The organism is Brevundimonas sp. LPMIX5 (assembly GCF_003576505.1).
GTDB lineage: Bacteria > Pseudomonadota > Alphaproteobacteria > Caulobacterales > Caulobacteraceae > Brevundimonas > Brevundimonas naejangsanensis.
This window is the reverse complement of sequence record NZ_QWTZ01000010.1, coordinates 33033-56726: the sequence shown is the minus strand read 5'-3', so window position 1 is coordinate 56726 and position 23694 is coordinate 33033. Positions and strand designations below refer to the sequence as shown.

The 23694-nt window shown below is 68.7% G+C and carries 24 protein-coding genes; 17 read left to right on the top strand and 7 right to left on the bottom strand.

Annotation, left to right across the window (positions count from 1 at the left end; translation table 11 throughout):
* Window positions 1–12: 12 nt before the first annotated feature.
* The 6 genes from D1604_RS09915 to D1604_RS09890 all read left to right on the top strand — a co-directional run bounded on the left by D1604_RS09915 (window position 13) and on the right by D1604_RS09890 (window position 5662).
* Entirely contained in the window at window positions 13–483 is a 471-nt protein-coding gene (locus D1604_RS09915) for a Fur family transcriptional regulator (RefSeq protein ID WP_003167517.1), read from the top strand.
* A 64-nt stretch (window positions 484–547) separates the two neighbouring features.
* Complete coding sequence (gene miaB / locus D1604_RS09910) at window positions 548–1951, top strand: tRNA (N6-isopentenyl adenosine(37)-C2)-methylthiotransferase MiaB (protein WP_119413150.1); 1404 nt, start codon at window positions 548–550, stop codon at window positions 1949–1951.
* Between the two features lie 110 nt (window positions 1952–2061).
* Window positions 2062–3069: a PhoH family protein gene (locus D1604_RS09905; protein ID WP_024354395.1), complete on the top strand. Its 1008-nt coding sequence runs from the start codon at window positions 2062–2064 to the stop codon at window positions 3067–3069.
* Window positions 3069–3539, top strand: coding sequence for an rRNA maturation RNase YbeY (gene ybeY, locus D1604_RS09900; protein ID WP_119413149.1), 471 nt, complete (start codon window positions 3069–3071; stop codon window positions 3537–3539). The genes D1604_RS09905 and ybeY overlap by 1 nt, the downstream gene beginning before the upstream one ends.
* The gene (gene lnt / locus D1604_RS09895; protein WP_119413148.1) at window positions 3536–5137 is read left to right on the top strand and encodes an apolipoprotein N-acyltransferase; all 1602 of its coding nucleotides are present in this window, start codon (window positions 3536–3538) and stop codon (window positions 5135–5137) included. Before ybeY ends, lnt begins: the two co-directional genes overlap by 4 nt.
* Window positions 5138–5245: 108 nt before the next feature.
* On the top strand, window positions 5246–5662 hold the full coding sequence (locus D1604_RS09890) for a helix-turn-helix domain-containing protein (protein WP_024354398.1): 417 nt from the start codon (window positions 5246–5248) through the stop codon (window positions 5660–5662).
* An 80-nt stretch (window positions 5663–5742) separates the two neighbouring features.
* On the opposite strand, the gene D1604_RS09885 is transcribed toward D1604_RS09890, so the two are convergent.
* The 3 genes from D1604_RS09885 to D1604_RS09875 form a co-directional block, all read right to left on the bottom strand.
* Entirely contained in the window at window positions 5743–6276 is a 534-nt protein-coding gene (locus D1604_RS09885) for a carboxymuconolactone decarboxylase family protein (RefSeq protein WP_024354399.1), read from the bottom strand.
* A 250-nt stretch (window positions 6277–6526) separates the two neighbouring features.
* Window positions 6527–7081: a peroxiredoxin gene (locus D1604_RS09880; protein WP_024354400.1), complete on the bottom strand. Its 555-nt coding sequence runs from the start codon at window positions 7079–7081 to the stop codon at window positions 6527–6529.
* Between the two features lie 162 nt (window positions 7082–7243).
* Window positions 7244–8791, bottom strand: coding sequence for a catalase (locus D1604_RS09875; RefSeq protein ID WP_119413147.1), 1548 nt, complete (start codon window positions 8789–8791; stop codon window positions 7244–7246).
* Window positions 8792–8919: 128 nt separating this feature from the next.
* On the opposite strand from D1604_RS09875, the gene D1604_RS09870 reads away from it, so the two are divergent.
* Window positions 8920–9813, top strand: a complete 894-nt coding sequence (locus D1604_RS09870) for a hydrogen peroxide-inducible genes activator (RefSeq protein WP_119413146.1) — start codon at window positions 8920–8922, stop codon at window positions 9811–9813.
* A 152-nt stretch (window positions 9814–9965) separates the two neighbouring features.
* Here the strand turns inward: D1604_RS09870 and acnA are convergent, their stop codons facing one another.
* Window positions 9966–12671 (bottom strand): aconitate hydratase AcnA, encoded by a 2706-nt coding sequence (gene acnA / locus D1604_RS09865; protein WP_119413145.1) that lies wholly within the window; start codon window positions 12669–12671, stop codon window positions 9966–9968.
* Between the two features lie 186 nt (window positions 12672–12857).
* On the opposite strand from acnA, the gene ccmA reads away from it, so the two are divergent.
* On the top strand, window positions 12858–13478 hold the full coding sequence (gene ccmA / locus D1604_RS09860; RefSeq protein ID WP_024354404.1) for a heme ABC exporter ATP-binding protein CcmA: 621 nt from the start codon (window positions 12858–12860) through the stop codon (window positions 13476–13478).
* Window positions 13475–14140: a heme exporter protein CcmB gene (gene ccmB, locus D1604_RS09855; RefSeq protein WP_119413144.1), complete on the top strand. Its 666-nt coding sequence runs from the start codon at window positions 13475–13477 to the stop codon at window positions 14138–14140. The genes ccmA and ccmB overlap by 4 nt, the downstream gene beginning before the upstream one ends.
* On the opposite strand, the gene D1604_RS09850 is transcribed toward ccmB, so the two are convergent.
* From D1604_RS09850 to D1604_RS09840, 3 genes are read right to left on the bottom strand one after another with little or no spacing between them, the layout of a single operon-like run.
* Entirely contained in the window at window positions 14137–14790 is a 654-nt protein-coding gene (locus tag D1604_RS09850; RefSeq protein ID WP_119413143.1) for a Smr/MutS family protein, read from the bottom strand. The two genes, ccmB and D1604_RS09850, sit on opposite strands and share 4 nt — an antisense overlap.
* Before the next feature lie 2 nt (window positions 14791–14792).
* A complete protein-coding gene (locus D1604_RS09845; protein WP_024354407.1) occupies window positions 14793–15026 on the bottom strand; it encodes a helix-turn-helix domain-containing protein in 234 nt (77 codons plus the stop codon).
* 24 nt (window positions 15027–15050) lie between these two features.
* A complete protein-coding gene (locus D1604_RS09840) occupies window positions 15051–15662 on the bottom strand; it encodes a DUF2975 domain-containing protein (protein WP_024354408.1) in 612 nt (203 codons plus the stop codon).
* Between the two features lie 441 nt (window positions 15663–16103).
* On the opposite strand from D1604_RS09840, the gene rdgB reads away from it, so the two are divergent.
* The 8 genes from rdgB (at window position 16104) to D1604_RS09800 (ending at window position 23663) form a co-directional block, all read left to right on the top strand.
* Entirely contained in the window at window positions 16104–16706 is a 603-nt protein-coding gene (gene rdgB / locus D1604_RS09835) for an RdgB/HAM1 family non-canonical purine NTP pyrophosphatase (protein ID WP_119413142.1), read from the top strand.
* An 88-nt stretch (window positions 16707–16794) separates the two neighbouring features.
* Window positions 16795–17994 carry a radical SAM family heme chaperone HemW gene (hemW, locus tag D1604_RS09830; protein ID WP_373561211.1) on the top strand — a complete coding sequence of 400 codons (1200 nt, stop codon included), beginning with the start codon at window positions 16795–16797 and terminating at the stop codon, window positions 17992–17994.
* 33 nt (window positions 17995–18027) lie between these two features.
* Window positions 18028–18900, top strand: a complete 873-nt coding sequence (gene rsmI, locus D1604_RS09825; RefSeq protein WP_119413141.1) for a 16S rRNA (cytidine(1402)-2'-O)-methyltransferase — start codon at window positions 18028–18030, stop codon at window positions 18898–18900.
* Window positions 18897–19340 carry a YraN family protein gene (locus D1604_RS09820; protein WP_199683749.1) on the top strand — a complete coding sequence of 148 codons (444 nt, stop codon included), beginning with the start codon at window positions 18897–18899 and terminating at the stop codon, window positions 19338–19340. Before rsmI ends, D1604_RS09820 begins: the two co-directional genes overlap by 4 nt.
* A complete protein-coding gene (locus D1604_RS09815) occupies window positions 19337–20149 on the top strand; it encodes a SirB1 family protein (protein ID WP_119413140.1) in 813 nt (270 codons plus the stop codon). Before D1604_RS09820 ends, D1604_RS09815 begins: the two co-directional genes overlap by 4 nt.
* A gap of 164 nt (window positions 20150–20313) precedes the next feature.
* Window positions 20314–21264, top strand: coding sequence for a glutathione synthase (gshB, locus tag D1604_RS09810; RefSeq protein ID WP_024354414.1), 951 nt, complete (start codon window positions 20314–20316; stop codon window positions 21262–21264).
* Window positions 21265–21293: 29 nt separating this feature from the next.
* Window positions 21294–21986: a hypothetical protein gene (locus D1604_RS09805; RefSeq protein ID WP_119413139.1), complete on the top strand. Its 693-nt coding sequence runs from the start codon at window positions 21294–21296 to the stop codon at window positions 21984–21986.
* 66 nt (window positions 21987–22052) lie between these two features.
* On the top strand, window positions 22053–23663 hold the full coding sequence (locus D1604_RS09800; protein WP_119413138.1) for a YifB family Mg chelatase-like AAA ATPase: 1611 nt from the start codon (window positions 22053–22055) through the stop codon (window positions 23661–23663).
* The last annotated feature ends 31 nt before the right edge of the window (window positions 23664–23694 follow it).

Here is a 23694-nt window from a genome sequence, read left to right as displayed (position 1 = left end):
TATCTTCGCCGCATGGACCGGATCGAAAAACTCTGCGCCGAGCGCGGCATGCGCATGACTGAGCAACGTCGGGTGATCGCCCGCGTCCTGTCGAACGCCGAAGACCACCCCGATGTGGAAGAACTGTATCGCCGCGCTTCGGCGATCGACCCGCACATCTCCATCGCCACCGTCTATCGCACCGTGCGCCTGTTTGAAGAGGCGGGCGTGGTCGAGAAGCACGACTTCGGCGACGGTCGCAGCCGCTATGAAGAGGCGGGCGAGGATCACCACGACCACCTGATCGACACCAAGACGGGCGAGGTCATCGAATTCTTCGACGCCGAGATCGAGCGCCTGAAGACCGAGATCGCGCGCAAGCTGGGCTATGAGCTGGTCGGTCACAAGCTGGAGCTGTACGGTCACGTCATCCCCGGCGCCGAACCGGTCGAGCGCGAGGGCCTGATCTACAAGCGCCGCCCGCGCGACGAGGTCGAAGACTGATCCCGCCTGATCCTGACCGGGGTCCCCGCTTGCCGTCGCCGGTTTCGGCGATCATAAGCCGAGCATGACCGATACGCTCGAAACGCCCGTCCTGGAGGATGGCGGCGCGCCGGAAGGCGGGGCCGCGCCCAAGCGCCTGTTCATCAAGACCTACGGGTGCCAGATGAACGTCTATGACTCCGAACGCATGGCCGATGTCCTGCGGCCGCTGGGCTATGCGCCGACAGACACGCCGGAAGGCGCCGACTTCGTCATCCTGAACACCTGCCACATCCGCGAGAAGGCGGCCGAGAAGGTCTATTCCGAACTCGGCAAGCTGCGACAGATGAAGGATGAGAAGGCGGCGGCGGGGCAGGGCGGCATGACCATCGCCGTGGCCGGCTGCGTCGCCCAGGCCGAGGGCGAGGAAATCATGAAGCGCCAGCCGGCGGTCGATCTGGTCGTCGGGCCGCAGGCCTATCACCAGTTGCCGGAGCTGCTGACCCGCACGGCGCGGGCGCGGGGCGAGCGCATCGGCGCCGACTTCGCCCCCAATGAGAAGTTCGACGCCCTTCCGGCGACGCGCGGGACCGAGGGGGTGACGGCCTTCCTGACGGTGCAGGAAGGCTGCGACAAGTTCTGCACCTTCTGCGTCGTGCCCTATACGCGCGGCGCCGAATGGTCGCGGCCGGTCGCGGCGGTGCTGGACGAAGCGCGGGCGCTGGCCGACCGGGGCGTGCGCGAAGTCACCCTGCTGGGCCAGAACGTCAACGCCTATGACGGCGAGGGGCCGGACGGAAAGCCCTTTACGCTGGCCAAGCTGGCCTACGCCCTGGCCGACATCCCCGGCATCGAGCGCATCCGCTATACCACCAGCCATCCTAACGACATGTCGGACGATCTGATCGCGGCGCATGGCGATCTGGACGCCCTGATGCCCTATCTGCATCTGCCGGTTCAGTCGGGATCGGATCGCATCCTGCGTCTGATGAACCGCAAGCACGGGCGTCAGAAGTACTTCGACCTGATCGACCGCATTCGCGAGGCCCGGGCGGACATGGCGCTGTCGGGCGACTTCATCGTCGGCTTCCCCGGCGAGACAGACCGCGACTTCGAGGACACCATGGATCTGGTGCGGCGGGTGAACTACGCTAGCGCCTTCTCCTTCATGTATTCGCCGCGCCCCGGCACCCCCGCCGCGACGATGGCGGCCCAGGTCCCGGACGCCGTGGCCAAAACGCGTCTGCACGCCCTTCAGGCCCTGCTGACCGAGCAGCAGGTGGCCTTCAACCAGTCGCTGGCCGGGCGCGTCCTGCCGGTGCTGTTCGAGAAGAAGGGCCGTCACGGCGCCCAGGCCATCGGCCGCTCGCCCTATCTGCAATCGGTCCACGTCGAGGATGCGGATCACCTGATCGGCCGGAGCGTTCCGGTCGAGATCATCAGCGGCCAGCAGAACAGCCTGTCCGGCCGCCTGATCCAGACCAACTGACGGATATCTCTCAACGCATGCGGCGCGAGCGGCGTTAGGGATGCTCACAATCCCCCTCAAACAGCCTCGCGCCGCGTGCGAGGCGTTAGGGGGCCCAACAAGGAGACCTCATGGCGCGAGAGTCCGAGTTCCTGTCCCTCAGCGATGCGGCGTTGCGCGCCGTCATCGGGCCGCAGAGCCGCCACCTGGCCCTGATCGAGGACGCCTTCAAGGTTCTGGTCGAGACGCCGGGCGGCGGGGTGTCGATCAACGGCTCTACGCGGGACCGGGCGCAGGCGCGCCGGGTGATCGAGGCCCTATCCAACCGGGCCGAAGCGGGGGCCGAGATCACCGAGGCCGACGTGCGCACCGCGCTGGGCGCCGCCGTCACCCAGCCGCGCGCCGAACCGGCCAGCCGCAGTGTCGGGCGCAGCGTGCCGGAAGGCGCCGCCCTGCCGGTGGGGCGTCGCGGCGCCATCGCGCCCAAGACAGCGTCTCAGGCGCGTTATCTGGAGATGCTGGGCCGGTGCGAACTGACCTTCGGGGTCGGCCCGGCGGGCACGGGCAAGACCTTTCTGGCGGCGGCCTACGGCGCCTCCCTGCTCAAACGGGGGCAGGTGGATCGGCTGGTCATCACCCGCCCGGCGGTCGAGGCGGGCGAGAAGCTGGGCTTCCTGCCTGGCGACCTGAACGAGAAGGTCGACCCCTATCTGGCGCCGATCTGGGAGTCGCTGAACGATATCCTGGGCGTCGACGACGTGCGCCGCCGCCGTGAGAAGGGCGAGATCGAAGCCGCCCCCATCGCCTTCATGCGCGGCCGCACCCTCAGCCACGCCTTCATCATCGTCGATGAGGCGCAGAACACCTCGCGCATGCAGATGAAGATGGTGCTGACCCGTCTGGGCGAGGGCGCGCGCATGGTGGTGACGGGCGACCCGTCGCAGGTTGACCTGCTGAACCCGCGCGATTCCGGCCTGGCCCACGCCCTGCGGATCCTGAAGGACGTGGAGGGCGTGGGCGTCCAGCAGTTCAAGTCCGAGGACGTGGTCCGCCACGCCATGGTCGAGCGTATCGTGCGCGCCTATGACAGCGACGCCGCACGCAGCCGTCCCTTCCCCGACCTTGAGGACGACGCCTGATGATCGAGGTCGAGATCGACAGCGAGGGCTGGACGCAGGCTTTGCCCGAGGCGGCGGCGATCGTGGAAAGCGCCGCAGCGGCGGCCCTCGGAACGGTCGAGGGCGATGTCGTGGTGCTGCTGGCCGCCGACGCGGCGGTGCAGGATCTGAACGCGCGTTTCCGCGACAAGGACCGGCCGACGAACGTGCTGTCCTTCCCGGCCGCCGAGAGCGCCTTTCCGCATCTGGGCGACGTGGTGCTGGGCTACGCCTATTGCGCGGCGGAGGCGACGGCGCAGGGCAAATCCCTGTCGGATCATCTGAGCCATCTGGTCGTCCACGGCGTGCTGCATCTGCTGGGCCGCGACCACGAGGACGACGCCGAGGCCGAGGAGATGGAGGCCGAGGAACGCGAGATTCTGGCCGAACTGGGCGTCGCCGACCCCTATGCTGCGGAGAATGGCGCGGCCGAGCATGAGGGCGCTGCGTGAGCGGGGCGCTGGACGCCCGGTTCTCGGGTCTGCTGAACAACCGCTGGGGTCGGATCGGTCTGGCGCTTCTGGCCGGGGCGGGCGCCGCCCTGGTCCATCCGCCGTTCGGTTTCCTGCCGGGGCTGCTGGGTTATCCGCTGCTGTTGCTGCTGGCGGATCGGGCCAACGGGGTGAAGGGCGGGATGAAGGGCGGCTTCTGGGTCGGCTGGCTGGCGGGTTTCGCCTATTTCTTCATCGGCTGCTGGTGGGTGGCCGAGGCCTTTCTGGTCAATCCGGCCCAGGCGTGGATGGCGCCGTTTGCGGCCAGTCTGCTGCCGGCGGGCATGGGGTTGTTCTGGGGGCTGGCGACGCTGGCCTATCGCTGGCTCCGCCCGGCCGGCGTGCGGCGGGTCCTGCTGTTCGCCGCCCTGTTCGCCCTGCTGGAGTGGACGCGCGGTCATGTGCTGACCGGCTTTCCGTGGAACCCGGCGGGCGCGGGGTGGGCGGCTGGGTCGGCCATGTCGCAGTTCGCCTCGGTCGCCGGGGTCTATGGGCTGGGTCTGATCACAGTGGCGGCGGTCAGCGCTTTTGCGCCTTTGGCCGACGCCGGTCCGCGTCGTCCGCGCCTGATCGCGGCGGGGCTGGGCGTGCTGACGCTGGGCGGTCTGTTCGCCTTCGGGGCCGCGCGCCTGTCCTCGGCGCAGGTTGTCGAGACGCCGACCCTGGTGCGGCTGGTTCAGGCCGATATTCCGCAGGACTATAAGTGGAGCCCGGAAGCCTATCAGGCCATTCTGGGGCGCTATCTGGAACTGACGTCGCGCCCGGGGGAAGCTCTGCCCGACGTGGTGATCTGGCCCGAGGGCGCCCTGCCGACCACGGCCAACGACCTGTTCGCCTCGCCCGACGCCCAGGCGGTGGCGGCGGCTCTGCAGACGGGGCAGACTCTGCTGGCGGGGCTGAGCCGAGCTGAAGCGGACCCGAGCGCTGAAACCGGCGCCCGCTATTACAACAGCCTGTTCGCCCTGCACGACGAAGGGGCGGCGGGGCTGCGCATCGGCCCGATCTACGACAAGCACCGGCTGGTGCCGTTCGGCGAATATCTGCCGCTGGGCGATCTGATGGGTCGGATCGGCGTGCGCAGCCTGGTGCATGTGCCGGCCGACTTCAGCGCCGGGCCGGCGCCCGCGCCGATCAGCCTGGTCAACGCGCCGAGCGTGCAGCCGTTGATCTGTTACGAGGCCCTCTATCCCGGCTTCACCCCGGCGACGGCGGCGACGCGCCCGGCGTGGATCGTCAACGTCTCCAACGACGCCTGGTTCGGTAAGACTTCGGGTCCGCGCCAGCACCTGAACCTGGCCTCCTATCGGGCGCTGGAGACAGGCCTGCCGGTGGCGCGGGCGACGCCGACGGGCGTGTCGGCCATGATCGATCCGTGGGGGCGGATCGTCGAGGGCAGGCGGCTGGATCCTGGTCAGGCGGGGATCATCGACGTGCGTCTGCCGCAGCCCGCGCCGCCCACCCTCTATGGTCGCTGGGGCGATCTGGGGTTTGCGATCCTGATGGTGATCATGCTGACGGCGGGCCGTCGCCGCGCCGGAAATACGGGAGCGGATCGTTAAGCATGATAAGATGCGCGATCCCGACGGCGCCCCTGTGACGCGAAAACGCATGACAGGGGAGGGGGCGCGCGGCATGTGGATACCAGTGCAACCGGGAAGGGGCTGGAGATGATCAGGGGTTCGGGGACGGAAGGTCCTCATCTGGTGGACCGGCATGTCGGGCGGCGCGTGTGCGAGAAGCGCATCGCCCTGGGCTATAATCAGACCGATCTGGGCCAGGCGCTGGGCGTCACCTTCCAGCAGGTGCAGAAGTATGAAAAGGGCGCCAACCGCATCTCGGCGTCCAAGCTGTGGGACATCGCCCGCTTCTTCCGTGTGGACATCGGTTATTTCTTCGAAGGGCTGACCGCCTCGGCCCAGCCGGGCATGGCCGAGGGCGAGGCCGAGCCCTTCGTGCATGACTTTCCCGCTACGCGTCAGACGATCGAGATCGGGCGTCTGGCGCCGCGCCTGTCGTCGCGTCAGCAGAAGCTGGTGGTGGATCTGATGCGCGAGCTGGTCGAAGAGGGCTCCGAGGCCGACTGAGCGTTTCGCGGGAGGGCGGACAAGAAAAAAGGCGCGGGAAGCGATCCGCGCCTTTTCCTTATCGGGGTGGGGACTGGCGATCAGGCGCGCAGGGCCGTCTCCGAGGCGACGATCCGGCTGGCGGCGTGGACCACGGCGCCGATGCGCAGGGCGGCCTGAATCTGGACGTTCGGCACGGCGTGCTTGCGCAGTTCGCCTTCGTGGGCGTCCATGCAGGCGCCGCAGCCGTTGATGGCCGACACGGCGGTGGACCATAGCTCGAAGTCCAGCTTGTCGACGCCGGGATTGCCGATGACGTTCATCCGCAGCTTGGCCGGCAGGGTGGTGTATTCCTGATTCTTCATCAGGTGCAGCGAGCGGTAGTAGATGTTGTTCATGCCCATGATGGCGGCGGCGGCCTTGGCGGCGTTCATCGCTTCGGGCGACAGGACCGTCTCGGCCTGGGCCTCGATCAGCTTGACCACGGGGCCGACGCCGATGGCGTGAGCCGAGGCCAGGAAGCAGCCCCACTTCTGCTGGTCGTTCAACACCGTCTCATTGGCGAGCGAGGACAGGTTCAGCGAGATGTCCTTGCCATAGGCCGGGATCAGATCGCGAAGGGCGTCGATGGACATTTTTGGTTCCTTTCAGGAAGCGGCTATCGCGCGCGACGCGGTCGCTTGCTGCTTGAGCCGCAATGGCGTGAAGGGCGCTCAAGCAGTCCGGACGATAGCGCTCCAAATGCGCTCAAGCAGTCCGAAGGACGATAGCGCCCAAAAACCAACAAAGGCGGCGACAGTCGCCCGCCGCCGCCTCTGTCGAGGGGCGGCCCGGACCCTACTCACGCGGTCCGGGCCTGGTCGTTTTCGACCTTTGGGCCAGTCTTTAGGCGGCCAGGGTGTCGCCGCCGACCGGACGGTTGCAGGCGCACAGTTCGTCGGTCTGCAGGGCGTCGACGACACGCAGGGTGTCTTCCGGCGAACGGCCGACGTTCAGGTTGGTGACGTAGACGTGCTGGACGATGTTGTGCGGGTCGACGACGAAGGTCGCGCGCAGGGCCACGCCTTCTTCTTCGTCCAGCACGCCCAGGGCGCGAGCCAGCTTGCCGCCGTTGTCGGCGAACTGCCAGATCGGCAGCTTGTTTAGGTCGGCATGGTCGCGGCGCCAGGCCAGCTTGGTGAACTCATTGTCGGTCGAACCGCCCAGAACCACGGTGTCGCGGTCCTCGAAGTCCTTGCCCAGCTTGGCGAAGGCGGCGATTTCCGTCGGGCAGACGAAGGTGAAGTCCTTCGGGTAGAAGAAGATGACCTTCCACTTGCCCTCGAAGCTGTCCTGGGTGATCGGCTCGAAGGCCGAGGCGCCGTTTTCTTCGTGGCTGTTGAAGCCCGGCTTCACACCGATAATTTTGAAATCAGGCAGTTTTTGACCGACGCCGAGCATCGCGCTTCTCCTAAAAGGCTTGGTTCAAGAAAGGGGTCGGCGGATCGGGGTGAGCGACCCGCCGTGGGTCTCAGATGGGCTCTGCCGGACGTAAAGTAAAATCGATCATTTTGCTAAGTTGAATAGATTTGATTTATGTCCATCGCCGACGCCCGCCAGGGCTTATCCGGCCCCCTGAAGTCGGGCGGCGACTTTCAGGTGCATGGGCAGGGCCGACGGTTCTTCGCCCGCCTGACGGCGATCCTTTTCGACCGCAGCGCGGACGCCCGCGCCATAGTCCGGGTGGACGCGATCGAAGTGGGCGAACTGACGCTCCAGGATGAAGTCCGGCACACCCTGCATGGCGGCGGCCAGGTTGGCGAACAGCCGGGCCTTCTGATCGGCGTCGAACAGTTCGAACAGGGCGCGCGGCTGGCTGTAGTCGTCGTTGCCCTCGCGGTGATCATAGCGGTCGGCGTCGCCCGAGATGCGCAGCGGCGGCTCGCGGTACTGCGGCGCCTCCTTGGGGCCCGAGAAGGAGTTGGGCTCGTAATAGGCGTCCGGGTTGGGGTTATTGGGCATGAAATGCATGGCCCCGTCCTTGTGGTAGGTGTGCACCGGACTGCGCGGCCGGTTCACCGGCAGGCTTTCATAGTGGGTGCCCAGACGGTGGCGATGGGCGTCGGCGTAGGAGAAGACCCGCGCCTGCAGCATCTTGTCGGGCGAGAAGCCGATGCCGGGCACGATGTTGGAGGGGCTGAAGGCGGCCTGTTCGATCTCGTTGAAATAGTTTTCGGCGTTGCGGTTCAGCTCCATCACCCCGATCTCGATCGGCGGATAGTCGCCGTGCGGCCAGACCTTGGTCAGGTCGAAGGGGTTGTAGGGCGTCTTCTCGGCGTCCAGCTCGGGCATGATCTGGACCTGGACGGTCCAGCGCGGATATCGGCCGTTCTCGATCGCGCCGAACAGGGCCTCCTGATAGCCTTCGCGGCTCTGGCCCACGACGGTCTCGGCCTGGGCGTTGGTGTAGTGGGCGTGGCCCTGCTGGGTCTTGAAGTGGAATTTCACCCAGAACCGTTCGCCCGCCTCGTTCCACAGAGAATAGGTGTGCGAGCCATAGCCGTTCATGTGCATTGGCGTGATCGGCAGACCGCGATCCGAGAACAGGGTGGTGACCTGGTGCAGGCTCTCAGGGCTCTGCGACCAGAAGTCCCACATGGCCGTGGGGCTGCGCAGATTGGTGCGCGGGTGGCGCTTCTGGGTGTGGATGAAGTCAGGGAACTTCAGCGGGTCGCGCACGAAGAAGACCGGGGTGTTGTTGCCGACCAGGTCCCAATTGCCTTCCTCGGTATAGAATTTCAGTGAGAAGCCGCGCACGTCGCGTTCATGGTCGGCGGCCCCGGCCTCGCCCGCCACGGTCGAGAAGCGGGCCAGCATCGGCGTTACGGCGCCCGGCTGCAGCGCCCTGGCGCGGGTGTATTTCGAGATGTCGCCGGTGATGGTCAGGGTCCCGAAGGCGCCCCAGCCCTTGGCGTGAACGGCGCGCTCGGGAATGCGCTCGCGGTTCTGGTGCGCCAGTTTCTCGATCAGCTGATAGTCCTGCATCAGGACCGGGCCGCGCGGGCCCGCCGTCAGGCTGTTCTGGTTGTCGGCGATCGGGGCGCCGGCCGTCGTGGTGAGGGTCGGGGCCTGAGTCGGGGTCAGGGCAGGGGACTTGGGATCCGTGGTCATGGGCTCTCCTCCGTAGCGTTCGACAGGATTAGGCTCGACGCTTTGATATAAAGCCAATCGATTGTTTTTGGCGAGTTCATAAAAGTGTTCTATATATAGGGCTGTCTTCCCGCTTTCCAACGGCGCCCATGTCCGTCCTGCCTACGCTGCGTCAGCTACAGTATCTGAAACTCCTGGCCGAGCACGGTTCGTTCAGCCGCGCGGCCGAGGCCGCCCACGTCAGCCAGCCCGCCCTGTCTTCGGGGGTGCAGGAGCTGGAGCGCGTGCTGGGCGCCCCTGTGGTCGAGCGTGCGCGCGGGGCCGTGATCCTGACCGCCGTCGGCGCCGAGGCCGTGCGCCGGGCCGAGGACGTGCTGGCCCGCACCGAGGATCTGGTCGAGGCCGCCCAGAACGCCGGCAAGCCCCTGTCGGGCCGTTTCCGGCTGGGGATCATCCCGACAGTGGCGCCCTTCCTGCTGCCGCGCACCCTGCCGGGGCTGAAGGCCCTGTATCCGGGCCTGCGCCTGTTCATCCGCGAAGACCTGACGCCGCGCCTGATCGCCGGGCTGAAGGCGGGCCAACTGGACGCCGCCGTCATCGCCCTGCCTTACGACGCGCCGGGGATCGACCACGCCCATATCGCCGACGACGAGATTCTGGCCGCGGCCCCGGTTGGCCACCCGCTGGACGGTCTGGGCCCGATCCCTGAGGGGATGCTGAAGGCCGACGACCTGATCCTGCTGGAAGACGGACACTGCCTGCGCGATCAGGCCCTGGCGGCGGTTAATATCGAGGCTCCACGCGGCGAGGACGTCTTCGCCGCCACCTCCCTGCACACGCTGGTGCAGATGGTGTCCTCGGGACTGGGCGTCAGCTTCCTGCCGCAGATGGCGGTGAAGGCGGGGCTGGCCGACAGTCCGGGCGTGGTGGTGCGCCCGATCTCCGAAGACGCTCCGCGCCGCGAGATCGTGGTCGCCTGGCGCGCAGGCTCCAGCCGCGCAGCCGAGGCGCGTCTGCTGGCCGAGGCGCTCAAGCTGGATTGAGGCGCCGCGGCCCCTTGGGCCGCCAAGCCTTTCTCTGCGCTGCTTCTCCCTCGCCGGGCAGGTAGGGTGCGGAGGCAAAGAAAAAGGCCGGCGGAGCGATCCGCCGGCCTTCATTTTTAGTGGTCTAACGCGCTTACGCGCTGCTTGAGACCTTACTTCTCTTCGCCGCGCGCCAGGTTGCGCAGGACGTAGGGCATGACGCCGCCAGCCTTGAAGTAGTCCAGCTCGGTCTGGTTATCGATGCGGCAGCGCACCGGGAAGCGGGCCATCTTGCCGTCCGACGGGCGGAACAGCTCGACCCACAGGTCCTGACGCGGCTTCAGCTTGCCGACGTTGGCGTCGGTCAGGCCGCGGATGGTGACGATCTCTTCGCCCGTCAGGCCCAGCTTCTGCCAGCCGTCTTCCTTGAACTGCAGCGGGACGACGCCCATGCCGACCAGGTTCGAACGGTGGATGCGCTCATAGCTTTCGGCGATGACGGCGCGGACGCCCAGCAGGCGGGTGCCCTTGGCCGCCCAGTCGCGCGACGAGCCGGTGCCGTATTCCTTGCCGGCGAAGACGACCAGCGGACGACCTTCCGACTGATAGCGCATGGCCGCGTCGTAGATCGACATCGTGTCTTCCGAGGGGAAGTGCTTGGTGACGCCGCCCTCGATGTCGGGGGTGATGCGGTTGCGGATGCGGATGTTGGCGAAGGTGCCGCGCATCATGACTTCGTGGTTGCCGCGGCGGGCGCCGTAGCTGTTGAAGTCCAGGGCGTCGACGCCGTGGTTGGTCAGGTACTGACCGGCCGGCGAGGCCTTCTTGATCGAACCGGCCGGAGAGATGTGGTCGGTGGTGATCGAGTCGCCGAAGATGCCCAGGATGCGCGCCTCGACGATGTCCGTGACCGGAGCGGGCTCCATGGTCAGACCTTCGAAGTAGGGCGGGTTCTGGACGTAGGTGGAGGTGTCCTGCCACTCATAGGTCTGGCCGCCGGTGACCTGGATGGCCTGCCAGTGCTCGTCGCCCTTGAAGACGTCGGCGTAGCGCTTGGCGAACATCTTGGGCGTGACGGACTTGCGCTGGATGTCGGCGACTTCCTGCGCGGTCGGCCACACGTCCTTCAGGAAGACGTCATTGCCCTTCTTGTCCTGACCGATCGGTTCCTTGGTGATGTCGATGCGCATCGAGCCGGCGATGGCGTAGGCCACGACCAGCGGCGGCGAGGCCAGGTAGTTGGCCTGAACGTCGGGGTTCACGCGGCCTTCGAAGTTGCGGTTGCCCGACAGCACCGAGGTGGCGACGAGGGCGTTGTCGTTGATCGCCTTGGACACGGCCGGGTCCAGCGGGCCCGAGTTGCCGATGCAGGTGGTGCAGCCGTAGCCGACCAGGTTGAAGCCCAGGGCGTCCAGATCCTTCTGCAGACCGGCGTCGGTCAGATAGTCGGTGACGACCTGCGAACCGGGTGCCAGCGAGGTCTTGACCCACGGCTTGGCTTTCAGGCCCAGGGCGTGGGCCTTGCGCGCCACCAGACCGGCGGCGATCAGCACCGACGGGTTGGAGGTGTTGGTGCAGGAGGTGATGGCGGCGATGACGACGTCGCCGTCGCCCAGGTCGAACTTTTCACCCTCGACGGCGACGCGGGCGGCGTCGGTCGGGCGCGAGAAGACCTCGCCCAGGGCGGTTTCGAAGGCCGGGGCGGCGGTGGTCAGCTCGACGCGGTCCTGCGGACGCTTGGGACCGGCCAGCGACGGCACGACCGTCGAGATGTCCAGCTCCAGCACGTCGGTGAAGATCGGGTCTTCCGAGGTCTCGTCGATCCACAGCCCTTGCGCCTTGGCGTAGGCTTCGACCAGGGCGACGCGCGCCTTCTCGCGGCCGGTGGCCGTCAGATAGTCGATCGTGGCCTGCGACACGGGGAAGAAGCCGCAGGTGGCGCCGTACTCCGGGGCCATGTTGGCGATGGTGGCCTGGTCTTCGATGGTCATGCCGGCGATGGCGGGACCGAAGAATTCCACGAACTTGCCGACCACGCCCTTCTTGCGCAGCATTTGGGTGACGGTCAGCACCAGGTCGGTGGCCGTCGCGCCTTCCGGCAGCTTGCCGGTCAGCTTGAAGCCGACGACTTCGGGGATCAGCATCGGGATCGGCTGGCCCAGCATGGCGGCCTCGGCCTCGATGCCGCCAACGCCCCAGCCCAGAACGGCCAGGCCGTTGATCATGGTGGTGTGGCTGTCGGTGCCGACCACGGTGTCGGGATAGGCGACGGTCTTGCGGCCTTCCTCGGCGGTCCAGACGGTCTGGGCCAGGTGCTCAAGGTTGACCTGGTGGCAGATGCCGGTGCCGGGCGGCACGACGCGGAAGTTGTTGAAGGCCGACGAGCCCCAGCGCAGGAAGTTGTAGCGCTCGATGTTGCGCTCATACTCGCGCTCGACGTTCTGGCCGAAAGCCTTGGAGTCGCCGAAGTGGTCGACCATGACCGAGTGGTCGATGACCAGATCGACCGGGACCAGCGGGTTGATCTTCTTGGCGTCGGCGCCGAGCTTGTCCATCGCGTCGCGCATGGCGGCCAGGTCGACGACGGCCGGAACGCCGGTGAAGTCCTGCATCAGCACGCGGGCCGGACGGAAGGCGATCTCGTGCTCGACGGCGCCCTTGTTCTCGATCCAGGCGGCGACGGCCTTCAGGTCGTCCTCGGTGACGGAGACGCCGTCTTCGTTGCGCAGCAGGTTCTCCAGCAGCACCTTCATCGAGCGCGGCAGGCGGGAAATCCCGGCCAGACCGGCTTCCTCGGCGGCGGGAAGGCTGTAATAGGCGTATTTCTTGCGCCCGACCGCGAGGTCCTGGCGGGTTTTGAGGCTGTCGATCGACGGCATGGAGATGAGTCCTCTGACAAACGCCGCCCGACAATTCGGTTGCGCCTTCGCGCGCTGGACGTCGGGGCGCACAGGTCCCCGGCGCGCGCGGCGAAGGCCTGCTGCGGCGCTTGCGCATATAGTCCCGCGCGCGTGGGTCGTCCATGTATCCACACCCCTGACGTGGACATTGAGAGAGACTCGCAAGTGCTGACCCGGCTCGACATCAAGGCCCTGAGCCTGTCGCGCGGCGAGCGGCGGCTGTTCAACGGCCTGAGCTTTTGCCTGTCGGCGGGCGAGGCGGCGGCTCTGACGGGGGCCAATGGGGCAGGCAAAACCAGCCTGTTGCGCGCGGTGGCGGGCTTCATCCGGCCCGATGCGGGGACGATCGTTTTTCATGGGCCCGAGGGCGTGATGGAGGCAGAGACGGCGCGGCGTTCGGCGCTGCATCTGCTGGGCCACCACGAGGGCCTGAAGCCTCAGCGCACGGCGCGGCAGGAGCTGGGCTTTCAGATCGAGTGGCTGGGCGGGTCGGCCGAAGCGATGGACGCGGCCGTCGCTCGATTGAAACTTGCGCCCCTGCTGGATCTGGAGACGCGCAAGCTGTCGGCGGGGCAGAGGCGGCGGCTGTCGCTGGCCCGTCTGGTCGCCGCCCCGCGCGCCCTATGGCTGCTGGACGAGCCCTTGGCGCCGCTGGACGAGGTCTGGCGCAGCGTGGCCGCTGAGCTGATGGCCGAACACCTGGCGGGCGGGGGCATGGTCCTGGCCGCCGTGCATGATCCGCTGCCGGTTGCGGCGCGGTCCTTGGATTTGGGGGGCGTGCGATGAAGGCCGTCCGCGCCCTGTTCGCGCGCGAGTTGTCGCTGGCCTGGGGCGGCGGCGGCGGACCCTTGCTGGCCTGCGGCTTCCTGTTGTGCCTGACCGCCATCCTGCCGCTGGCGGCGGGGGGCGATCCGCGTGTTCTGGCGCCCGCCGCCTCGGGGGCCAGCTGGATGGCGCTGGCGCTGGCGTCGCTGCTGTCGCTGGAGCGGATGTTCGAGCGTGATCTGGAGGACGGGGCGCTGGACCTGCTGGCGACCGGCCCTCTGCCGCTGGAGGCGGTGGTGGGGATCAAGGCGCTGGCGCAGTGGCTGGCCACGGGTCTGCCGCTGGCGGTCGCGGCGCCGGTGGCGGCTCTGGCGCTGGGCCAGCCGCCTGAGCTGATCGGCCTGACGGGCGCCTCGGCGGCGCTGGGCGGGCTGGGCTTCGCCTTTACCGGCGCGCTGGGCGCGGCGCTGGCGATGGGCGCGCGGCGCGGTGGCCTTTTGATCGCCGTGGTGGTGCTGCCTCTGTTCATTCCGCCGGTGGTTTTCGGGGCGGGCGCCCTGACCCGCGCCGCCAGCGGCCAGAGCCCGGCCTCGGCGCTGGCCCTGCTGGGCGCCTATGTCCTGTTCGCCCTTGTGATCGCGCCCGTCGCAGGGGCGGCGGCGGTTCGGAACGCGCAGGGTTAGCGCCCCTTCAGCGTCACATACAGCGCCCCGTCGCCGCCGTGGCGGCGGTGGGCGGGGGCGAAGCCGGAGACGACGCCGCGCAGGTGCGGTCCGGTCAGCCACTCGTGGACCGAGGCGCGGATGATCCCGCCGCCGCGTCGGCCCTGGCCGGTGATCACCAGAACCGAGCGCAGGCCGCGCATCTGGCAGCCGATCAGGAAGCCGCGCAGCTGGTCTTCGGCTTCGAAGCGACCGAAGCCGTGCAGGTCGATGCGCGCTTCGATCGGATCGCGCTCGCGGGTCAGGCGGCGTTTGCGGCCGGGCTCAAGCTCTTCCGGCGCGGGTTGGGCGCGCGGGGCGATGGGCGGCCGCGCGGCCTCGGGCGCGCGCGGCAACGACGCCGGGGTCGTCGAGCGCCCGGCGGAGGCAGGGGTCAGGGCGGCGGTGCGCTTCTTGCCCGCGACGCCGCGCACGAGGGGAGGCGCGACCGGCTCGGTCTCGGCGGCGGGCAGGACGGCGTTGGGCAGGACGGCGCCGGGCGTCACGCGGGCGGCCTTGCGCTGGGCGGGCGGCGTCACCGTGGCGGTAACCCGGCCCCAGATGCGCCTGTCGTCTTCGCTGGTCGCGGAGCCTGCTTTAGGCGTTCCCTTGCCCGAAGGGGGGCGGGCCACGCTCAGTCCTCGTCGTCGACGGCGTCCGGCGGACCGGGCTCATGGGCCAGCAGGTCGCCGGGCTGGCAGTCCAGCTCGCGACACAGGGCGTCCAGGGTGGTGAAGCGCACGGCGCGCGCCTTGCCCGTCTTGAGGATGGACAGGTTGGCGACGGTCACGCCGACGCGGTCGGCGAGCTCGGTCAGCGACATGCGGCGCTGGGCGAGGATGCGGTCAAGTTGGACGCGAATGGCCATGAGGTGAGCTTTAGCCTGTCCCGGTCAGATCGTCAGTTCGGATTCGCGACGAAGGCGCGCGCCCTCGCGGAACACCTCGGCCAGGACGAAGACGACCAGGACCGAGAAGACGGGGGTGAGCAGGTCGCTGATCCCCTGCGGCTCCATCACGCCGGGCGCCAAACGCGCGGCGACCAGACCCTGCACGATCCAGACGCCGCCGGTGACGACGGCCAGGATCAGGCCGATCTGGCGCAGGCGGCGGACATTGTCCGGCTGGAACGGATCGCCAAGGGTCAGGGTGCGGAAAATCTTGCGCAGATAACGCAGGATCAGCAGGAAGCCGCTGAAATAGGCGGTCAGGGCGCCCAGGCCGAACAACAGCAGCGGGCGCGATAGCGGCATCTCGCGGCCGTCGGCTCCGTCCGAAACCGTCACGTTCAGATTGTCGAGCGGAATGAAGATGGAGGCGACCCAAAGCAGCAGCAGCAGGCCGGTGACGAGGATCATCACCACATAGGCGACGTCCAGGGCGATCTTCAGCACGCTGGCGACCGAGCCGGGGCCTAAGGTCCGAAGATTGGGCGTGAGCAGATTGGGGTTGCGCCGATGGCGCGGCTTGGACTTCCCGGCGGGATTCAGATTCGGGAAGCGCATGGGCGGCGTCTCAGGCCGGGGGACGAGGCGCGGTCGCCGCGGCGGGTCCGGCCGACCCGCGCGCGGCGTTATTCTTCGCGGCGTTCATGGCGATCGTCAAAGTCCCCCTCCCGTTCAGCGCGATCAGAAGCTCTGAACGATCAGGGCGATCGCCGCGGCCGGCAGGGCGGCCAGCAGGAAGGCGTTGCCCAGGCTGTGGGCCAGACGGTCCATCATGTTGGTCTTTCGCATGGCTTGCATATCGGTCTCTCCGTCAAAGCACATTTTTTGTGCATTTATGCTGCGCCGCTGGATCATCATTGCGATTTGTTTCTCGCATTTGAACGGTGCGGCCTCCGTTCTTGATAATGAAGATAGGCCATGCCCTGCCGAAAGCCAACTTACATATCGTTTAACGATGTTACCATTTCGCAATGGATTCGACGGGAGTAAGGTCGCGCCATGAATCTCAAGCTCATCAAGGGGATGCGGCTCGTCGCCGCCACCCACAATCCCGGCAAGGCGCGCGAGATCGAAGCGCTGCTGGACGGACATTACCGGATCGTCACGGCGGGAGAGCTGAATCTGCCCGAGCCGGACGAGACGGAGAGCACCTTCGCCGGCAACGCCATGCTGAAGGCGCGCCATGCGGCCCAGGCCTCGGGCGAGGTCGCCCTGGCCGATGATTCCGGCCTGTCGGTCGCGGCGCTGGACGGGGCGCCGGGCATCTATTCGGCGCGCTGGGCCGGACCGGACAAGGACTTCGCCCTGGCCATGCAAAAGGTCGAGCAGCGGCTGGAGGAGACAGGTTCGCGCGATCGCTCGGCCTGGTTCACCTCGGCCCTGGCGGTGGCCTGGCCGGACGGACCCTGCGTCGTGGTCGAGGGCCGGGTCGACGGCCAGCTGGTCTTCCCGCCGCGCGGCGACGGCGGCCACGGCTACGACCCGGTCTTCCAGCCCGAAGGCTCGGACAAGACCTTCGCCGAGATGGACGCCGCCGAAAAGGACGCCGTCAGCCATCGCGGCCGGGCCTTCGACAAACTCAAGGCGGCGCTGATTGATTGACCGTGATCCTTCTCCCCCAGGGGAGAAGGTGGCGTGCGCAGCACGACGGATGAGGGGCCGTCGGCTCCTGACACTACGAAAGCCTGTCATGCTCAACCCGCCCCCTCATCCGAGCGGCTCCGCCGCCCACCTTCTCCCCCGAGGGGAGAAGGGTTCCATCGCGATTTATGTGCATTGGCCCTATTGCGCGCGCATCTGCCCCTATTGCGACTTCAACGTCGTGCGCGACCGGGGGCGGACCGAGGAGCAGGCGGGGCTGGCGCAGGCCATTCTTGACGACCTGGAGGCGCAGGCGACGCGGGTCGGCCCGCGCGCGTTGGCCTCGATCTTCTTCGGCGGAGGCACGCCGTCGCTGATGCCGCCGGACGCTGTGGCGGCGGTGGTTGAGCGCGCCCAGGCCCTGTTCCCGCCGACCGACGCCATAGAGGTCAGCCTTGAGGCCAATCCGACCGACGCCGAGGCCGGGCGTTACGCCGCCCTGGCGCAGGCAGGCGTCAACCGGCTGTCGATGGGCGTGCAGTCGTTCGACGACGCGGCGCTGAAGTTTCTGGGCCGCGACCATTCGGCCGAGGAGGCGCGCCGGGCGATCGGTCTGGCGGGGCGGGCGTTCTCGCGCCTGTCGATCGACCTGATCTACGCCCGGCCGGGGCAGGGCGTCGCCGACTGGAAAGCGGAACTGTCCACCGCCCTCGATCTGGGGTTCGAGCACGTCTCGCCTTATCAACTGACCATCGAGGGGACGACGGCGTTCGGGCGGGCCGTGGCGCGCGGGGCCTGGGCGCCGCCGGACGAGGATCTGGCCGCCGAACTCTATGAGATCACGCAAGGAACGCTCGAAGCGGCGGGGTTCGAGGCCTATGAGGTGTCCAACCACGCCCGCGACGTCGCCGCCCGTTCCAGCCACAATCTGCACGTCTGGCGCGGCGGGGACTATCTGGGTTTGGGACCGGGCGCGCACGGCCGGATGACGCTGGCGGAGGGCCGGATCGCCACCGTCGCGCACCGGCGCATCGGCGACTATGTGCAGGGCGTCGCCGCCCGAGAGCCCTGGGCCGAGCGAGAGGTGCTGGACCCCCGCGACGCCGACGAGGAACGGGTGTTGCTGGGCCTGCGCACGGTCGAGGGCGTGCCCTTATCCCTGCTGCAGCGGCTGGGCCTATCGGTGGACGAGGGCAGGCTAGCCGACCTGTTGGCCGACGGCTTTGTCGCTCTGAGGGACGGGCGCGTCGCCGCCACGGCGACAGGACGGCCGCTGCTCGACGCCGTGCTGAAGGCGTTGCTGACCTAGACCGCGCCGCGCCGGACTGGCAGGGTCCGGCCGATGTCCGACGCCCCGCTTTTCCCGCCGACCGCCCCGCCCGCGCGCCCTGTTTCGCCGGGCCTTTATCTGGTGGCGACGCCGATCGGGAACCTGCGCGACATGACGCTGAGGGCGCTGGACGTGCTGGCGGCGGCCGATCTGGTGCTGGCCGAGGACACGCGGGTGACGGCCAAGCTGCTGACCGCCTATGGGCTGAAGGCGAAGCTGGAGCGCTGCGACGACCACGCCTCGGCCCGCGCCGCCGAGATCGCCGTCGAACGGTTGAAGGCGGGCGAGGTAGTGGCTCTGGTGTCGGACGCGGGCACGCCTCTGGTGTCCGACCCTGGCTATGTCGTGGCGCGGGCGGCGGTGGCCGAGGGCCTGCCGGTGCATCCCGTGCCGGGACCGTCCAGCCTGCTGGCGGCCCTGTGCATCGCCGGCCTGCCTGCCGACCGGATCCTGTTCGCGGGCTTCCTGCCGCCCAAGTCGGGCGCGCGCCGCACGGCGCTGGAGGAGCTGCGGACGGGTCGTCAGACGCTGGTCTTCTTTGAAAGCGGGCCGCGTCTGAGGGACAGCCTGACCGATATGGCGCAGGTGCTGGGGCCGCGCCCCGCCGCCGTCGCCCGCGAACTGACCAAGCTCTACGAGGAATGCGTGCGGGGCGATCTGGTCGAACTGGCCGCCGATCCGCGTCTGGACGCGCCCAAGGGCGAGATCGTGGTGGTGGTCGGCCCCGGCGAGGCCGAGACGGCCAGCGCTGCCGACGCCGACGCCGCCCTGTCCGAAGCCCTCACCCGCCTGCCGCCCGGCGAGGCGGCGGCCGAGGTGTCCAAGGCCCTGAACCTGCCGCGCAAGCCGCTCTACAAGCGGGCGCTGGAGCTGAAGGCGCGGTGAGCCCGGCCCCGCCCTCTCGCCTGTCGCACCCGCATCCGCCGCCGAAGCGACCCAAGGCGGGCTGGCGCCGCAGGCTGGGCGGGCGGTCGCATCGTCAGGGGCATGACGCCGAATGGATCGCCGCCCTGTGGCTGATGCTCAAGGGCTATCAGGTGCTGGCTTTCCGGCTGAAGGGGCGGGGCGGCGAGATCGACATCCTGGCCCGGCGCGGGCGGGTTCTGGCCGCTGTCGAGGTCAAGCGCCGCGCCACGCTGGAGGCGGCGGCGCTGGCTCTGGGGCCGGATCAGCACCAGCGTCTGATCCGCGCGGCCGAGGCGGCGGCGCGCGGGCGGCCGGCTCTGGCGGGGCTGGATCTGAGAATCGACATGGTGACGCTGGCCCCCGGACGCTTTCCGCGTCATCTTCGCGGCGTGATCTCCAGGGGAGCGGATCGGCCTTGACGCGCGAGGAAGCAGAGGCGGTGCTGGCGCAGGCGGGCGAGGGGCCGGACGAGGCCTTTCCCCTGCTGGATTGCGCCATCGCCTGCGCCATCCATGACTATCCGTTCCGCGACGCCGACGGGGTGCGCATCCTGGCCGACCACGCCGCCCAGCGGCTGAAGGAGCGGGCGGCCAATGAAAGCCCCGATGAGGCTCTGACCGAGGCCTTGGCCGGCGACCTGCGGCTGAACGGCGACCTTTTGAACTATGACCATCCGGCCAATACGGACGTGATCGACGTGGCCGAGCGGCGGCGCGGCCTGTCGGCGGTGCTGGTCATCTTCTATCTGGACGCCGCGCGCCGGGCGGGACTGAGCGCGGCGCCGGTGGACTTTCCCGGCCACGTCCTGTTGCGGGTGGAGACGCCCGAGGGGCCGGTGGCGCTGGACCCGTTCAGCCAGGGACGGTTGGTGCTGCCGTCGGAGCTGACGCGCCGGGCCCTGCTGGCGGGGCTGACGCCGCACGTGGCCGACCGGCTGGACCTGCTGATGGCGCCGGTCAGCGAGCGTCAGGCTCTGATCCGGTTGCAGAACATCCTGTTCAACCGCGCGCTTCAGGCCCGAGATTACGAAGGCGCCGAGCGCTCGGCCCTGCGCCGCGCCCTGCTGGACCCGGAGGATCACCGCCCCTGGCTGGACGTCGCCGCCGCCCGCGAGAAGCAGGGCGCCCTGACCGGCGCCATGCACGCCCTGTCCCGCGCCCGCACCCTGGGCGAGCCCTTGGCCGCCTGCGACGTTCGGCTGGACCGGATGCGGTTGCAACTGAACTGAAGCGCGGCCTTGCGGCGCGCAGCTTCGCGCCTCAAGTAGGCACTGACGGCGCTTCGGCGCTCAAGCAGCGCGCGCCCGCGGGGCGAACGTTAGCGCCACTAAAATCAGCTCAAGCAGCGAGCGCCCGCGGCGCGAGCGATAGCGCCCACCAAGAAGGACTCCCCATGCTCAAGGTCGCCATCCAGATGGACCCGCTCGAGGCGGTCAATGTCGAGTCGGACACCACCTTCCTGATGGCCCTGACCGGGCAGGCGCGCGGCCACAAGCTGTGGGTCTATGACTTCCGCACCCTGGCCTTGGAGGACGGCCGCCTGTTCTGCCGCGCCCGTCCGGTGACGGTGCAGCGCAAGCAGGGCGATCATGCCGATTTCGGCCCCGAGCAGCGGCTGGATCTGGCTGAGGACGTGGACGTCATCCTGATGCGCCAGGACCCGCCTTTCGACATGGCCTATGTCACCGCCACCTATCTGCTGGAGCGGGTTCATCCCAGGACCCTGGTGGTCAATGATCCGGCTGAGGTGCGCTCGGCGCCCGAGAAGCTGATCGCCACCCTGTTTCCCGGCCTGCAGCCCCCGACCCTGGTGTCGTCCGATCCCGAGGCTCTGGTCGACTTCCACCGCCGTCATGGCGATGTGGTGCTGAAGCCCCTGCATGGCGCGGCCGGCTCGGGCGTGGTGCGGCTGAAGGCGGATGACCCCAACCTTGAAGCCCTGATCGAAATCCACGCCGCCGGGTCGCGCGATCCGCTGGTGATCCAGAAATTCATCCCGGCCGTCTCGGCGGGCGACAAGCGCATCATCCTGGTCGACGGCGAGCCCGTCGGCGCCATCAACCGCATTCCGGCCAAGGATCAGGTGCGCTCCAATCTGCGTGTCGGCGGCACGGCGGCGCCGGTCGAACTGACGCCGCGCGACCTGGAGATCTGCGCCGCCATCGGCCCCTATCTGAAGGAGCGGGGTCTGATCTTCGTCGGCATCGATGTGATCGGCGACTATCTGACCGAGATCAACGTGACCTCGCCCACCGGCGCCCAGCAACTGCTCAACTTCGCCGGGATCGACGCCACCGAGCGGATGTGGGCGGTCATCGAGCAGAGGAAGGCGGCGGCCGCCTGACGCTGCTGAGCCTTAGGGGAGGAGAGCCTATGACCGCACTCATCAAGACTGTCGGCTTCGCCGCCTTGGCGCTGGTGATCGCCGGCCCGGCGACGGCGCAGGAAATCGCCGCGCCGAAACGTCCGTCGCTGGAGGTGCTGGAGCGGATCATCGAGACCCGCACGCCGCAGACGCGGGTCGAAACGCCCGATCACGACCGCATCACCGCACGGCGCATCGACATCGTCGACGCCGACGGGACCATCCGCATGACCCTGTCGGGGGAGACCCCGCCGCCGATCATCGACGGCGTCCAGTACAAGCGCGCCTTCAACGTCGCGGGTCTGATCCTTTACGACGACAAGGGCAGCGAGCGCGGCGGCTTCGGCACCGCCGACATCGAGGGGGGCATGGCCGTTCTGGCGCTGGATCATCCGGCGATGGATGCGGTCGGCTGGCGGGTGTCGCCGGACGGCTCGATCAGCTTCGTCTTCAACCAGGCGCCGCCGCTGGTGCGCGAGCCAGGACTGGGCGGGGCGCTGGTTCCCGGCGTTGAGACGCCTACGCGGATGCGTCTGTCGCTGGCCGCCGACGGCGCACCGGCGGTGGAGCTGTCGGACCGGAACGATCAGCCGCGCCTGCGCCTGACGGTGACCGAAGAAGGCTTCGGCGCCATCCAGTTCCTGAACGCCCAGGGCCAGGTCATCCATACACTGGCGCCCGAGGCCGACCTGCAGCCCTGATCGAACGACGCTCTTGCAGTCTGCATGAGTTCGTGATTTGTTCTCTTTGCTGAGGGAGAGAACACGATGGTCGCGCGGGTGGTGACGGTGGCGTTCGACGGCGTCGAGGCGCGCCGGGTCGATGTCGAGGTGCAGCAGGTCGGCTCGCCCGCCGGGGCTTTCGCCATCGTCGGCCTGCCGGACAAGGCGGTGGCCGAAAGCCGCGAACGGGTGCGCGGCGCTTTCGCCGGCATCGGCCTAGCTCTGCCCGCCAAGAAGGTGATCGCCAATCTGGCTCCTGCCGACCTGCCCAAGGAGGGCAGCCATTTCGACCTGCCCATCGCCCTGGCCGTGCTGGCTTCGATGGGGGTGATCGGGCCGGACGCGCTGGACGGCTGGGCGGCGGTCGGAGAATTAGGTCTGGACGGTCGGATCGCAGGCGTCGGCGGAACCCTGCCCGCCGCGATGGCGGTGAACGCCATGGGGCTGGGCCTGATCTGCCCCGAGGCGAACGGGCCGGAGGCGGCGTGGGCGGGGGATGTGCGGCTGCTGGCGCCCCGTTCCCTCATCGGCCTGATCAATCATTTTCGCGGGACTCAGGTGCTGCGCTCGCCCCAGCCGGGGCCGGTGGTGGAGGGGGGGGCCGTGCCCGACCTGCGCGAGGTCAAGGGACAGGAGGGCGCCAAGCGGGCGCTGGAGATCGCCGCCGCCGGGGGGCACAATCTGCTGTTCGTGGGTCCGCCGGGTTCGGGCAAGTCGATGATGGCGGCGCGCCTGCCGGGCCTGTTGCCGCCGCTGACGCCGCTGGAGCGGCTGGAGACCTCGATGGTCTGGTCGGTGGCGGGGCTGATCGAGCGCGGCGCCCTGACGCGCGAGCGGCCGTTCCGGGCGCCGCATCATTCGGCGTCGATGGCCGCCCTGACGGGGGGCGGGCACAAGGCCAAGCCGGGCGAGGCGTCGCTGGCGCACAACGGCGTTCTGTTCCTTGACGAACTGCCGGAATATTCGGCCCAGGCGCTGGACAGCCTGCGTCAACCGCTGGAGACCGGCGAAATCGTGGTGGCGCGGGCCAACGCCCATGTGCGCTATCCGGCGCGCTTCCAGCTGGTGGCGGCGATGAACCCTTGCCGCTGCGGCGTGGGCGGACCGGGCAGAGGCGCCTGCGGCAAGGCTCCGCGCTGTCAAAGGGACTATCAGAACCGCATCTCCGGACCGATGTTCGACCGCATCGACCTGACGGTCGAGACGCCGCCGGTCACGGCCGCCGATATGATCCTGCCGCCTCCAGCCGAGGGTACGGCCGAAGCCGCCGCCCGGGTCTTCGCCGCCATGCAGATGCAGGAGGCCCGCCAGGCCGAGGTCGGGCTGACGGGGATGCAAGCGCTCAACGCCCGGGCGTCGGGCGAGGCTCTGGAGCGTTTCGCTGCGCCGGATCAGGCCGGTCGCGCCCTGCTGATGAAGGCGGGGGAGGCTGGCGGGCTGACCGCGCGCGGCTGGACCCGCACCCTGCGTCTGGCCCGCACCATCGCCGATCTGGACGGCGCGGACGGGGTGCTGCGCCGCCATGTGGCCGAGGCCCTGATGTACCGACGCAGCACCGTCGGCGCTCATGAGGATTTCGACCGTCAGGTCAGCCGACGCGGCCTGTTTCCCGTGAAGGAAGGCGCAGACGGGCCGAGGCCGTTCGTGTTGAATTAACCCCGGAGGCCTAGCGTGGCCTTATGGGACA